The sequence below is a fragment of the Leucobacter chromiireducens genome (assembly GCF_051993095.1).
In the GTDB taxonomy this organism is placed as follows: domain Bacteria; phylum Actinomycetota; class Actinomycetes; order Actinomycetales; family Microbacteriaceae; genus Leucobacter; species Leucobacter chromiireducens.
In genome coordinates, this window is record NZ_CP197024.1 from 213,503 (window position 1) to 226,808 (window position 13,306).

10 protein-coding genes are annotated in these 13,306 nt (G+C 67.8%); 3 read left to right on the forward strand and 7 right to left on the reverse strand.

The features are described 5' to 3' along the window. Positions 1–5: 5 nt before the first annotated feature. Positions 6–1,043, forward strand: coding sequence for a D-alanine--D-alanine ligase (locus ACR81A_RS01020; RefSeq protein WP_440312294.1), 1,038 nt, complete (start codon positions 6–8; stop codon positions 1,041–1,043). Between the two features lie 27 nt (positions 1,044–1,070). Here ACR81A_RS01020 and ACR81A_RS01025 read toward each other — a convergent pair whose 3' ends face one another. From ACR81A_RS01025 to ACR81A_RS01055, 7 genes are all read right to left on the reverse strand, one after another. Next, positions 1,071–2,561 carry an amidohydrolase gene (locus ACR81A_RS01025; RefSeq protein ID WP_440312295.1) on the reverse strand — a complete coding sequence of 497 codons (1,491 nt, stop codon included), beginning with the start codon at positions 2,559–2,561 and terminating at the stop codon, positions 1,071–1,073. A 5-nt stretch (positions 2,562–2,566) separates the two neighbouring features. Beyond that, positions 2,567–4,225 (reverse strand): amidohydrolase, encoded by a 1,659-nt coding sequence (locus ACR81A_RS01030; protein WP_440312296.1) that lies wholly within the window; start codon positions 4,223–4,225, stop codon positions 2,567–2,569. Further along, the gene (locus ACR81A_RS01035) at positions 4,222–5,973 is read right to left on the reverse strand and encodes a dipeptide ABC transporter ATP-binding protein (RefSeq protein ID WP_440312297.1); all 1,752 of its coding nucleotides are present in this window, start codon (positions 5,971–5,973) and stop codon (positions 4,222–4,224) included. Before ACR81A_RS01035 ends, ACR81A_RS01030 begins: the two co-directional genes overlap by 4 nt. Further along, a complete protein-coding gene (locus ACR81A_RS01040; RefSeq protein ID WP_440312298.1) occupies positions 5,970–6,947 on the reverse strand; it encodes an ABC transporter permease in 978 nt (325 codons plus the stop codon). The genes ACR81A_RS01035 and ACR81A_RS01040 overlap by 4 nt, the downstream gene beginning before the upstream one ends. Positions 6,948–6,951: 4 nt before the next feature. Then, complete coding sequence (locus ACR81A_RS01045; protein WP_202382497.1) at positions 6,952–7,902, reverse strand: ABC transporter permease; 951 nt, start codon at positions 7,900–7,902, stop codon at positions 6,952–6,954. 93 nt (positions 7,903–7,995) lie between these two features. Next, the gene (locus tag ACR81A_RS01050) at positions 7,996–9,606 is read right to left on the reverse strand and encodes an ABC transporter substrate-binding protein (RefSeq protein WP_440312299.1); all 1,611 of its coding nucleotides are present in this window, start codon (positions 9,604–9,606) and stop codon (positions 7,996–7,998) included. A 9-nt stretch (positions 9,607–9,615) separates the two neighbouring features. Further along, complete coding sequence (locus tag ACR81A_RS01055; RefSeq protein WP_440312300.1) at positions 9,616–10,878, reverse strand: cyanophycinase; 1,263 nt, start codon at positions 10,876–10,878, stop codon at positions 9,616–9,618. 257 nt (positions 10,879–11,135) lie between these two features. On the opposite strand from ACR81A_RS01055, the gene ACR81A_RS01060 reads away from it, so the two are divergent. Beyond that, positions 11,136–12,338, forward strand: coding sequence for a M20 family metallopeptidase (locus ACR81A_RS01060; RefSeq protein ID WP_440312301.1), 1,203 nt, complete (start codon positions 11,136–11,138; stop codon positions 12,336–12,338). A gap of 59 nt (positions 12,339–12,397) precedes the next feature. Continuing rightward, complete coding sequence (locus tag ACR81A_RS01065; RefSeq protein ID WP_440312302.1) at positions 12,398–13,291, forward strand: MurR/RpiR family transcriptional regulator; 894 nt, start codon at positions 12,398–12,400, stop codon at positions 13,289–13,291. Positions 13,292–13,306: the final 15 nt, after the last annotated feature.

Here is a 13,306-nt window from a genome sequence, read left to right on the forward strand (position 1 = left end):
ACGCAATGACCCAGCCGCTCACCCCCGCACCCCTGCGACGCCCGCGTGATGGCCGCACCCGGCCACAGCCCGCGCGCATCGCCGTCATCGGGGGCGGCGCGAACGACGAGCACAGCGTCTCGCTCGCCTCTGCTGCCGCGGTTGCGCGCGCGGTGCGCGAACTGGAACTGATCCCCGTGCCGCTCACCGTCACCGCCGAGGGTTCCTGGTGCGACGACGCCGGCCGGCCGCTCCCCGCACACGAGGTCGTGCAGCAGCTCACAGCGTGCGACGTCGCCTTCCCCGTGCTGCACGGCGTGAACGGTGAGGATGGCACGATCGCTGGTTTCTTGCAGCTCTGCGGCGTGCCCGACGCCGGGTCGCCCGTGCGCGCGGGAGCGCTCGCGATGGACAAGCAAGCCACCAAACACCTCGCGGCAGAGCTCGGAATCGGCGTCGCGCCGGGCATGCTCGCCCCCACACGCGATGCAGCGCTCGCCGCAGGGGCGGTCCCGCAGACCGCCCGCGACCTCGAGCCGCCGTTCGTGGTGAAGCCGGCGAACGGCGGGTCAAGCAACGGTGTGTTCGTGGTGCCGGATCGCGCGGGGCTGGCCGACGCGGTCGAGGGGGCGCGCGATTTCGGGGAGCCCGTGCTCATTGAGCAGTACGTGCACGGCCGCGAGATCGACATTGCGGTGTTCCGCGACCGCACCGGTGAGCTCCGCGTGGGGGCAACGCTTGAGATTGGCGTGGTGCCCGGCGGAGTGTTCGATCGGGCTGAGAAGTACGACGGCAGCGCCGAGTTCACGGTGCCCGCGCCGCTCGACGAGCCCGAGGAGGCCGCGCTGCAGCAGGCGGCGACACAGCTCTACGACGCGCTCGGCTGCCGCGGGGTGGTGCGCTTTGACTTCTTCCACACGGCCGACGGGCTGGTGCTGAACGAGGTGAACACGGCGCCCGGCATGACCGAGCAGTCCCAGGTGCCGCGCATGTATGCGGCGCGTGGCCTGAGCTACCCGGGGCTCATCGCGGAGCTGATCGCGGCGGCGTTGGTCACCGACTAGCCCGCCCGCGTCCGTCGGGCGTTGGGGCTAGCGCTGCGTGAGCTCCGGCGCGCGGTGCGTCAGCGTGCCACCCAGAAGGGTCGCAGCCACGTGCGTTTCGGACAGCAGATCGGGATCGCTGCGCAGCGGGTCCGTGTCGAGCAGCACCAGGTCGGCAGGATCGCCTACCGCCGGGCGCAGCGCGCCCCGCATCGACGCCGCGAGTGCGACGGTGGCGGGGAGCCGCTCGGCCGGCGTCCACGGTGTCTCGCCCGGCCGGGCACGGGTCACCGCCGCCTGGATCCAACGCCACGGATCGAGCGGCGCCACGGGGGCATCCGAGCCGAACACGAGGTGCGCACCCGTCGCGTGCAGCGAAGCCAAGGGGAACGTACGCTCGGCTCGGCCCGGCCACTGCAACTCCGTTGCCTCGCGGTCGTCGACGAGGTGTTCGGGCTGCACGCTCGCGGTGATGCCGAGCTCCGCGAAGCGCGCGATGTCCGCCGTGCGGAGCAGCTGCGCATGCTCCATGCGGCCCCCACGGCCCAGCGCCTCGTATGCGTCGAGCACCTGGGCGACGGCGCGATCTCCGATGGCGTGCAGGGTGAGGCCCAGCCCCGCCGCGGTGGCACGGCGCATCATGGCGAGCAGTTCGTCGGCGGCGACGAGCGAACGCCCGTGGTCGCCCGACGGGTACGGGTCGCAGCACCAGGCGGTGCCCGTGCCGAGCGAGCCGTCGGTGATCATCTTGAGCGGGCCAACGGTCAGTCGCCCAGCGCTGCCGAGCGCATCACCGGAGCGGTACCCCGCGTGGATCGCACGCTCGAGCTGGTTCGGGTAGATACCCGCCTCAACGCGGAGGAGATCGAAGCCGGCGGCCTCCCGACGCAGCCAATCGTCGATGCACCAGCGCATCTCAAGGTCCACGATGCCCACCACACCGCGCGCGGCCGCTGCACGGCCCGCGCGGGCAACAAGTTCGTCGAGTTCGGTCGGCGCGAGCGAGTCAATCGCGCGCAGCAGGGCGAAGCACTCGTCCTCGACGATGTGTCCGTCGCCCTCGACGGGCAGCCCGCGCGCGGCGAGCGCGGCCGAGTTCAACCAAATTCCGTGCAGGTCCGCGCTGATCACTACGAGTGGTCGCTCGCCCGCGAGCGCGTCGAGCGCCGCGCGGGTGATTCCTGTGGTCCACGCGCCGGCTCGCGCCCGTACGGCCACGAACTCGGGCGCCGAAGAGACGTCCGCCGCTGCGCGCGCAGCCTCGTCCGCGCGCAGCCCAGTTGCGAGGAGCTCGAGCGCCTCTGCCGCTGACTCCGCGGCACCCAGGTCGAAGCGGCTCGACTGCTGCGCCCACTGTCCGAAGTGCACGTGCTCGTCCCACAGGCCCGAGGTGAGAAATCGGCCGTCGGCGTCGATCCCCGCGGGGGCCTCGGCTGTCGTGCCCGCTGGCGTCACTCCGGCGATGCGTCCGTGCTCAAGCGCGACGTCGACTGGGGCATCCTGCCCGAGGAAACGGACAGAGCGAAGCTGCGAGATCATGCTCGCTACGGTACTCGGTGCGAGACGGTGCCGTTCACCACTGTGAGCAGCACCTCCGACTCGGCGAAGCGTTCGGGCGCGGCGCTGAGCGGGTCATCTCGGAACACCGCGAGATCGGCAATCGCCCCCGCCGCAATGACCCCGTCGCTGGGGCGGTCGATCGAAGCCCACGGCCCCTGCGTGATCGCCACGAGCGTGCGCTCGGGAGAGAGCGCCTGGTGTGCGTCGACGGCCGGCCGATCCGAGCCGTGCCTGCGGCGCGTCACGTTCGCGGCGAACACGCGTCGCGCGTCGAACTCTTCAACGGGCCAATCAGAACCGAGCGCAACGATCGCACCGGCGGCGTCCAGGTCGGCGACGCGCCAGCCGTTGGCCGCGCGCTCCGAACCGCGGCCCAGCAGCGTCGTCCACATGTCGCAGCCGTCAGGGCGCTGGGCGAACGCGTGGATCGGCTGCATGCTCGCCGGCACTCCCAGCTCAGCGAAGCGGGGTACGAGGTGATCCGGGATGGTTTCGATGTGTTCGATGCGGTGCGTCACCCCGCGGTGCTGCTCGGGGATCGACGCAACCGTGTCGAGCACGAACTCGACTGCGCGGTCGCCGATCGCGTGCGTCGCACTCGGCACCCCGTTCGCCGCGAGCGCGTGGATGGTCTGCGTGAAGAGCTCGCTGGGCACCCAGTAGGGCTCGAGCCCGCCGCCGCGGGTATCGGCTTCGAAGAGCCACGCGGAGCCGTTGTCGATGCTGCCATCGAGCATGAACTTCACGCCCTCGATCTGCCAGCGTCGCCCGCCGACGCCCTGCAGATCAATCATGCGCCGCAGCGTTTCGGCCCAGGGCTCGCTCGCCCGCCAGAGCGGCGAGATCCTCACGCGCACGGGGAGATCGCCCGCATCCTCGAGCGCGCGCATCACCTCGATGTCGCCCTCCTCCATGTTCATTTGGTGGAGCGAGGTGTAGCCGGATGCAGCGAACTCGGCGAGCTTGTCGCCCACCGCGGCGACGCGCTCAGCGAATGGCATGCGTGGGTAGAGATCGGTGACGAGCAGTTCGGCATCCGACTCGATGAGGTAGCCAGTGGGCACACCGTTCGCGTCGCACTCGATCGAGGAGTTGTTGCCGAAGTCGCGGGGGCCGTCGATGCCGGCGAGCTCGAGTGCGCGCGGGCTGGCGATCACCGAGTGGCCGTCGAAGAGCAGCAGGTAGCCGGGACGGCCGCCAAACGCTTCGGCGAAGGGTTCGTTGGTGAGTTCCTCGCCAACGAACAGGTCGAATGACAGCCCGAAGCCGCGCACCCACTCGTCGGGCCCCAGATCCGCGGCGAACGCGGCAATCCGCTCGGCCACCTCGGCGACGCTCTCGCACTCATGAAGCATGAGCGCGCGGTGCCGCGACTCGGCACCCGAGAGCGGGTGGACGTGGGCGTCGACAAAGCCGGCGGTAATCGTGGCGTCACCGAGCTCAACGATCGTGGCGTCGCTCGTGTCCCAGGTGTGCGCCTCAGCGCGCGTGCCGACCGCTGCGATACGCCGGCCGTTCACCGCCACGGCCTGCAGCTCGGGGAGATCGGCAGTCGGGCCCAGCCCGGTGCGCACCCGCCCGCCGAGCAGCACGAGGTCCGCTCGAACCTGGTGGGGGTGTGACGGGGCGGTCGGGGCGGTCATGCGGGCTCCTCGGTCAGCAGGATGGGATGCTCGGGATCGGCGCTTGCCGCGCGGCGCTGGCGCTGCACGGCAGGGTCGGGCACGGGCACCGCGGCGATGAGGCGCTGCGTGTACTCGTGCTGCGGCTCGTGCAGCACCCGCTCGGTCGGGCCGATTTCCACGAGCTCGCCCTGCCGCAGCACACCCACGCGATGCGCGAGCATCTCGACCACGGCGAGGTCGTGGCTGATGAACAGCGACGCGAAGCCCAGCTCCCGCTGCAGCCCTGAGAAGATGTCGAGCACCTTTGCCTGCACGGACACGTCGAGTGCGCTCGTCGGCTCGTCCGCGATGACCAGCTCGGGCCCCAGAGCGAGCGCCCGCGCGAGGCCCACGCGCTGGCGCTGGCCGCCCGAAAGCTCGAATGGATGGCGATCGGCGTACGAGGCAGGAAGCTCGACGGCGTCGAGCAACTCGATTGCTCGGGCTCGGTGTGCTCGCTTGCCGCCGCCTACCCGATGGATTCGCATCGGCTCAGCAATGCACTGTTCGACGGTCATGAAAGAGTTGAAGGAGGCCGCTGGGTCCTGGAATACGAAGCCGATGCGGCGCCGCAGCGCGCGGAGCTCCCGACGCTTCAGCTGGGTCAGCTCGGCGCCGAACACCCGCAGCGATCCGGCACCGATGGTTTCGAGACCCCCGATCGCGCGGCCAATTGTCGATTTGCCCGAGCCGGATTCTCCGACCAGGCCGAGCACTTCTCCGCGGGCGATGGTGAGCTCCACCCCGCGCACGGCGCGGACGGGGTGCGTGCCGAAACCGCTCGTATACACGACGTCGACTGATGAGAGTGTGACCGCCTGCTCGGGTTCTGCCGCTGCGGCCACCGCTGGTGCGGCCGATGGCTCCTGGACACTGTCCGTCAGGCGCCCTCCGGCGCCGAGGCGCGGCACTGCGGCGAGGAGCTGCTGCGTGTATTCCTCGCGCGGATTCGCGAAGAGCTCGGCAACCGGGGCTTCCTCAACCAGGTCGCCTCGGTACATCACGGCCACACGATCGGCGAGGTCAGCGACCACACCCATGTTGTGGGTGATCAGCACAATGGACGCGCCGAATTGATCGCGGCACTCGCGCAGCAGGTCGAGGATCTCGGCCTGCACGGTGACGTCGAGCGCCGTGGTGGGCTCGTCGGCGATGATCACTTTGGGGCGCAGGGCGAGCGCCATCGCGATGACGATGCGCTGCTTCTGGCCACCCGAGAACTGATGTGGGTAGTGATGCAGGCGGCGCTCGGGCTCGGGGATGCCGACGGCGCGGAGCATCTCGATCGCGCGAGTGCGCCGTTCTGTGCGATCGGACATGCCGTGCGCGCGCAGCCCTTCTTCGAGCTGCCAGCCGATGGAGAACACGGGGTTCAACGCCGTGGACGGCTCCTGAAAAATCATGGCGGCCTGGTTGCCGCGCAGCTCACGAAGCTCGGCGGGGGAAGCGGTCAGCACGTCCGCGCCGGAAAGCAGCACCACACCGGATCGGCGGGTGCGCGGCGGGAAGAGGCCCAGCACCGCGCGTGCGGTGAGGGTCTTGCCGGATCCTGATTCGCCGACGATCGCGAGGATCTCGCCGGGCTCCACGCTGAGCGACACATTGTTCACCGCGTGAACGGTGCCGTGCGGGGTGTCAATGTTCAGCGTCAAGCGGTCGATCTCGAGCGGAAGCGCGGATGCGTCGCCGGTTCCGGGGCCGGCGGTGGGGGCGGTCGAGGCGGTCATGCCTGGAACTCCTTCTTCATGCGTCCCGGTGCGAACACGGAGACCATGCGGGCAAAGATACCGGGGCGTCCGAGCGCGGAACGTGAGCGCTGGTCAACGAGGTCGCGCAGCCCATCACCGATGAGGTTCAAAGCGAGCACCGTGATCACGAGGAACGCGGCCGTGATGAGGATCATCTGCGGGGCCTGCATGATGACGGACTTCCCGTCGTAGAGGATGTTGCCCCAGCTGGCATGCGGCGCGGGGACGCCAGCGCCGAGGAAGCTCATTGCGGCCTCGGTGATGACGGACTCCGCGAACGTAAACGTGGCCTGGACCACGAGGACGGACATGACGTTCGGGAGGATGTGGCGCAGCATGATATGGAACATTCCGCCACCCTGCATGGTGCTCGCCGTGACGAACGTTTCCGAGCTCACAGCGAGTGCGCGTGCGCGCACGAGGCGTGCGATTCCCGGCGTGTAGACGATCGCGAGGGCGATGACGAGGTTGGTGACGCTGGGGCCGAGCGCGGCAGCAAGGGCGACGGCGAGCAGGATTGCCGGGATGGCCATCAGGCCATCACAGATGCGCATCAGGATCGCGTCGAGCACCGAGTTGAACACGGCGAGGATGCCGATCAGTGTGCCGATCACCCCGCTGACGAGTGCGACGACGAAGCCGACGAGCAGCGAGGTGGAGGCGCCCGAGATAATGCGCGCGAAGAGGTCACGGCCAAAGTTGTCCGTGCCGAAAATGTACTCGGCCGACGGCTTCGCCAAACGGTTCGCGGGATCGACCGCGTAGGGGTCGAGCTGCAGCAGCGGCGGCAGCACGTACGAGATGAGGAAGATCGCGAGGATGATGAGAAGCCCCACCATGAAGCCCGTGTTGGCGAGCACGCGGTGCCACACCGAGTTCTTGGGTTGCTCCGGCTGCATCGACAGTACGGTCGTGCTGGGGGCTGGCGGGTTCTGGGGACTGGTTGCGGTCATGCGCTCAGGCCTTTCCGACGCGCACTCGCGGATCGACGATGCCGTAGAGCACATCGATCAGCAGGTTGGTGAGCAAGTAGATCAGGGTGATGAACAAGATGACGCCCTGGATTACGGGATAGTCGCGACGCGAGATCGAGGTGACGAGCAACTGTCCGAGCCCGGGGATGTTGAAGATGGTTTCCGTGACCGCCGCGCCGGTGACGAGCCCGCCGAGTGACAGGCCCACAATCGTGAGGATCGGCAGGCTCGCGTTCTTGAGCGTGTGGCTGAAGAGGAGCCGCCGTTCGGCAACGCCGCGCGAGCGGGCCGCGTCAATGTAGTCGGCGTTGAGCACATCGAGCACGGCTGCGCGCGTGGTGCGCGTGATCAGCGCTGCGGTGATCGCGCCTAGCGCGATGCCGGGCATGAGGAGCGTTTTGAGGCCGTCGCCGAAGTTCTCAAACGGATTCACGTACCCGGAGAGGGGCAGCCAGCGCAGCGTCAAGCCGAAGAGGAGCATCATGCCGATGGCGAGCACGAAGCTGGGCACGGTCATGCCAAGCAGCGTGAAGCCGGTGACCATCTTGTCGAACTTGCCTCCGCGGTACCGGGCGGCAATGGTGCCGAACGGCACGGAGAGCAAGACAGCGACGATGATCGCGATGAGGGCGAGCTGAATGGTGGGGACGGCGTTGTCGCTGATCGCCTCGACGACGCTCTTGCGAAGGAAATACGAGTCACCCAGGTTGCCGGTGAACACGCCGCCGACCCACTTGAGGTACTGCATAACGATGGGCTGGTCGAGTCCCATGGTGGCGTGCAGTGCGGCGACCTGCTCATCGGACGCTTTCTCGCCGAGAATTCGGCGGGCGGGGTCACCCGGTGTGAGGTGGATGAGGGAGAAAATCACCACCGACACCACGAACAGCACGGGAATGAGGCTGAGGAGTCTGCGGAAAATGAATCGAAGCATCGGTGTTCCGGATTCGGTGTCGAGGTGGGGTGTGGGGGTGCGTGTGGCCACGCTCTGGAGAACGCGGCCACACGTGAGCGGAAGAGCGCTCCGCTAGTTCTTCCAGTGGGCGTTCCACCACACGAAGTGGCCGTCGAACCAAGCGAGATCCAGATCCTTGTTCGCGGCGTACACGTTGTGTGCGTCGCCGATGCGGCTCATGGGGCGGGTATCTTCGATCCACTGCTGCATGTCACTGAACAGCGCGCTTGCCTCGGCCTGCGTCGGGGCACCACGGAAGTCCGCAAGCAGCTTCTGCAGCTCGGGCCCATCGAAGTAGCCGGCGCGCGTCGGGAGGAAGCCGATGGTCTGGGTCGGATCGAGCTCGGTGCCGAACGGGAAGACGACAAGATCCCACTCGTCGCGGCGTTCGCGGTACTTCTCGCTGAACGCGCCCCACTCGTACGCGTCGAGGGTGGCGTCGACGCCCATGCCCTTCAGCTGCTCAACCACTACGACCGCCGAGTTGTACGCCTCGGAGTAGTCCTTGTTCGCGAGCACCGTGACGGGTTCGCCCGTGTACCCGCCCGCAGCGAGCATCTTCTTTGCCTGTGCGACGTCTGCCGTGTTGAAGTCGGCCTTGCCGACCTCGGTATCCCAGATCGCCTTCTGGCCCAGCGTCATGTTGTGGTGCACGAGATCGTAGAGATCCTTCGACCCCACCGCGGCGAGCATGATCGGGTCTCGGTCGAGGCCGGTGTTGATCGCCTGGCGGTTCTCCACCTTCGAGAACGGGCTCGATGCGTCGTCGCTGTACACGAGGTTGATCGGGCCGACCATGTATGTGTCGAGCGTCAGGTTCTCATCGTCAGCGAACTGATCGAGGCTATCGAACGGCAGCTCCGTCGTCGCGTCATACTGTCCGGACTGCAGACCCATCGTGCGGGTTGATGCGTCAGGAACGAAGTTGAAGACCACCTCCGAGAGCGTCGCATCCTTCGCGCCGGCTCGGCCGCTCGACGGTGCGTCAACCGACTGGTAGTCGTCCCACTTTGTGATGACGATCTTCTGATCAGCGTCCCACTCGGTGAGCTGGAAGGGGCCGGTCCCTACGATGTCCTCGACCGCCTCAATGGGGCCGTCGCCGACCTTATCGAGTACCTCGGTCGGGAGGATTGCAGGGTACGCGGTCGACACCTGCGACAGGTAGAGCAGATGCAGGAAGCTCGGGGAGGTGACGGTGAGCTTGACCGTCGAGTCATCGACCTTCGTCCATTCGGAGCCAGCGAAGGCTTCCTGGGCCGCAACGGACACGCGCGTCCAGCGATTCATGGAGGCGACCACGTCGTCTGCGTCGAGGTGGCTGCCGTCTTGGAACTTCACGCCCTCCCGCAGATGGAAGGTGTACTCAAGCGAGTCGTCGCTCACCTCGTACGACTCGGCGAGCATCGGCTGGACCTGGAGGTTCTCGTCGGCGGTGACGAGCGTCTCGAAGATCGGGCCGGTGATCTCGCCCATGATCGAATCCGTGGAGATCTGGGGATCAAGGCTTTCAGGCTGTGCAGGGGTGACGAGGTTGACGATGTTCTTCGCCTCGTCCCCGCCGCCGGCATCGCCGGAAGCGCAGCCGGAAAGCACAAGCGCGCCAACCGCAAGCGCTGCGGTTGCGCTACCCACGCGGCGCATGACGCGTGCGCGGCGTGGAGAGGGTGCTGGAGAGGTCATTGATGGCTCCTAGTGAGTCGGGTGGGTGGGAGTAATGGAGATGATGAGATCGGCGAAGCCGCCGGTGGGAAGCGCGGTTGTCCGCGCATCACGTTGCAGGGTGGTGCGGTAGAGAGGAGTGCGGTCGCGGGCGCTCTCGCCGGTTGCGGTGCGCGCTCGCGATGCGAGCAGGCGCTGAGCGAGCGCGAGGAGCGGGCGACTTCCGTCGTCTGCCCAGAGGTCGGTTTGCGCGTTGTGCGGAGTGGGGGTGAGCTCGAGCTCAGCCGAACGGTCTCCGCGCGCCGTCGTACTCGTGGAGAAGTCGTGCTGGTCGCCCGGAACGAGGTAGCTCCAGCGCACGCCCTGCACCGCGTCGCCGCGGCCCGTGGCGCCCTCGAGGTTGAGGAACGAGACGCCCCGTGCGCCGATGACCTCGGACTGGCGGCTCGCGCGATCGTAGACAAGCGCGGTGTGCTCGTCGACGCCGATGCACACGGGCTGCCCGGTGTCGTAGGCAAGTCGAATCGCGCGTGCGGGGCGCCCCCACTCAGCGAAATGCGAGTCGAGCAGAGCCTCTGGGAAGAGTGCAAGCCCGCCCGCGAGGTCGTAGCTCAGCGCCTCGTACCCCGCGATTCTGAGGTCGGAACCGGGTGCTGCGCCGTGCGTCCACGCGGTGTGGATGTCGGCACCCCCGCTCACCATGTGTGCACCCTGCTGCACAGCGAGCCCCGCGCTGGTTCCTGCAACGACTCCGCCTCGCGCGAGCACCTCGCGGAGCGCAACGAGGACGGGGGTCTCCGTGCGTTTCGCGTCTGCGGCGCCATGGCCCGACGCGTCGCGGAACAGCGCGCGCACATAGTGGTTCTGATCGCCGCCACCGAGAAATACGCCGTCGGCGCTTCGCACCAGCTCCGCGACAGCGGGATCGTTCGCGCGATCCGCGAAGTAGGGTGCCCCCGGGTACGGCGGGGTCGGGTTCACGCCCACGGGAATGGGCACGCCAACCGCGCCATGGCGCGCAAACAGCTCGACGTAGTACCGGCCGTCAGCCTCGTCGTTCTCAAGACTCGGGTCCGCTGCCGCTGCCGACGACGCCGCAGGCTCGGAGGCGGTGGTGAAGATTGCGATCCGCGGGGAACCGCTCTGTCGGCGAGTATCCGCGAGCCGCACGATGCGTGACAGGATCTCCGTGCTCTCGTCGAGTGCGCCGCCGATCAGTACGAGCGTGCCGGATGCGTCGTTGCCTGGAAGATCGGGAGCCGTGTGTGGATCAGCTGGAGCGTGCGTGTTCACGGTTTCCCTTTCCGAGGCCTCGTCGATGAAGTGATCGAAATCATTTCATAAATTCGCATTCGCTGCAAGAACTGCAACATTCATTTCATAAATGCGTCTTTTCGGGATAGTGTTCTCGTGCCGGTGACGTTCCCCGCAGCGCCTCATCGTTGAGCCAGGCCGGGGGACACCACCACCGTCTGCTCCCACACGCCCCTGAGGTCTGAGCGATCCGCTCGGACCGGGGCTCCTCCCCGGCACTTGGAACGAGATCTGCAATGAACACCTCCGCACCTGAGCTTTCCGCCGCGCTCGCCGCACGCTTCGCCGAGTCAGCGCTCGCCGCGCAGCCGGACTACGAGCGTGACCTCGCCGAACTCGTCGGGATTGATTCGGGATCAACCGATGCGGCAGGGGTGAAGCGCGTGGCGGACTGGGTGGAAGCCCGGCTCGCACGGCTTGAGTTCCGCGTGGTGCGCCACTCCGACCCGACGGGAGTGTGGGGCGACGCGCTCGTCGCAACGCGGCGAGGCACGGGGACGAAACGCATTGTCCTCTTTGCCCACATGGACACGGTGTTTGAGATCGGTGACGCAGCCGCGCGCCCCTTCCGGGTGGACGAGCGCGGGCATGGCCGCGGCCCGGGCGTCACGGATGACAAGGCCGGTGTGGTTGCGAGCCTGCACGCGGCCGAACACCTCATCGCGCTGAAAGAAGAGAGCTACGGTGAACTCGTGCTGGTGTTTACGCCTGACGAGGAGATCGGCTCACCGTTTGGGGCCGGGGTGCTGCGGGTGGCGAGCGAGGGCGCCGATGCCGCGCTATGCATGGAGTGCGCGCGCGAGAACGGAGATCTTGTTGTCGCCCGGAAGGGCGTGGCTGATCTTGAGGTCGTGGTCCGGGGAAAGGCAGCGCACTCGGGCATCGAACCGGAGCGCGGTGCGCACGCCGGCGTTGAAGCGGCTCACCTGACGCTGTTCCTCCAGGGGCTCGCCGACCCGCAGGCGGGGGTCACCGTAAACGTCGGCGTGCTCCGTGCCGGCGACCGGCTCAACATCGTGCCGGATCACGCCTCGCTGCACGTGGAGGTCCGCGCGACCGTCGCCGCCGACCTCGACGCAACGCTGGCACAGATTCGTGCGCGTGTTGCGGCCACACAGACCTCGGGGACGAGCGCGGAGATCGTGAGCATTGACCACTGCCCGCCCATGGAGGCGAGCGCGGCTGTGCTCGCGCTCGCAGAACGCGCGGTTGCTATCGCAGGGACGCTCGGCTTCGCCCCTGGACTCGCGCGCACCGGCGGGGTGTCGGACGCGAACCGCATCGCCGCACGTGGGGTGCCGACGCTTGATGGGCTCGGCCCGGTTGGGGGTGGAGACCACTCGGAGTCCGAGTGGCTCGACCTGTCTTCAGTCCCCCAGCGAGTCGCCCTCCTCGCCACGCTCATTGCCGAAATTGGCGCCAACCCGGAGATTGTTTGAACTCGCTCGGCTCGATAGGGTTTCCCAGACAGGCAGGATCGCGGAGGGAAGTGCGGTGGATGGCAGACGAATCCAAGCCGCTGCCCGGCGCGGCTGAAAGCGATTCGCCCGCCGCCCGCATCCGTGACCGGCTCGGTGAATGCACCCCGGGCGAGCGGAAAGTGGCTCGCGCGCTGCTTGCGGGGTATCCCGCCGCTGGGTTTGAGAGCGTGGCTGGCCTCGCGGACATCGCAGGGGTCAGCGGTGCGACCGTGGTGCGGTTCACCACGAAGCTGGGCTACGCCGGTTTCCCCGACTTTCAGCGGGCCCTGCGTGAAGAGCTTGAACAGCGCAGTGCGTCGCCCGCGTCACTGTACGCGCGGACGAACGCTGACCAGCGGCCGCCGCACCCGGACGACCTGGCCGCGCTCGCCGAGCCCGCGGTCGAGAATCTCCGGGCCACATTCGGCGGGCTCTCGGAGCACGATTTCACGACGACGGTGAGTGCGCTCGCTGATCCCAAGCACCGCATTTGGCTCGTCGGCGGCCGCTACAGCATGTTCCTCGCCGAGTACCTTGCGGCAAGTCTGCAGCAATTGCGGGGCGCCGTACAGATGGTGCCCCAAATGGCGAGCGTGCGGGCTGCAGCCGTGGTCGGTTTCGACGCGAAGGACGTGCTCATCGCGTTCGACTTCCGCCGCTACGAGAGCGAGACGCGTCACCTGGTGCAGCATGCGAAGGCCCACAAGGCCACCGTGGTGCTCATCACGGACAAGTGGGTGTCGCCGTGTGCGAGCGACGCGGACACGGTGTTGACCAGCATGGCCTCGGAGCGTGGCCCGTTCGACTCGGTGGTGCCGGTGATGGCGCTCATCGAGGCGCTCTTCGAGGCGACGCTCACCAAAATTGGGGCTCCCGCGCGCGAGCGCATGGAGGGGATCGAGCGCACCGCGCAGGAACTCGATCTGCTGTAGAGCTGACTGCGGTGT

Coding starts and splice junctions, on each gene's coding strand:
- ACR81A_RS01020 (WP_440312294.1), top strand. CDS start 6: ATGACCCAGCCGCTCACCCCCGCACCCCTGCGACGCCCGCGTGATGGC.
- ACR81A_RS01025 (WP_440312295.1), bottom strand. CDS start 2,561: ATGATCTCGCAGCTTCGCTCTGTCCGTTTCCTCGGGCAGGATGCCCCA.
- ACR81A_RS01030 (WP_440312296.1), bottom strand. CDS start 4,225: ATGACCGCCCCGACCGCCCCGTCACACCCCCACCAGGTTCGAGCGGAC.
- ACR81A_RS01035 (WP_440312297.1), bottom strand. CDS start 5,973: ATGACCGCCTCGACCGCCCCCACCGCCGGCCCCGGAACCGGCGACGCA.
- ACR81A_RS01040 (WP_440312298.1), bottom strand. CDS start 6,947: ATGACCGCAACCAGTCCCCAGAACCCGCCAGCCCCCAGCACGACCGTA.
- ACR81A_RS01045 (WP_202382497.1), bottom strand. CDS start 7,902: ATGCTTCGATTCATTTTCCGCAGACTCCTCAGCCTCATTCCCGTGCTG.
- ACR81A_RS01050 (WP_440312299.1), bottom strand. CDS start 9,606: ATGACCTCTCCAGCACCCTCTCCACGCCGCGCACGCGTCATGCGCCGC.
- ACR81A_RS01060 (WP_440312301.1), top strand. CDS start 11,136: ATGAACACCTCCGCACCTGAGCTTTCCGCCGCGCTCGCCGCACGCTTC.
- ACR81A_RS01065 (WP_440312302.1), top strand. CDS start 12,398: ATGGCAGACGAATCCAAGCCGCTGCCCGGCGCGGCTGAAAGCGATTCG.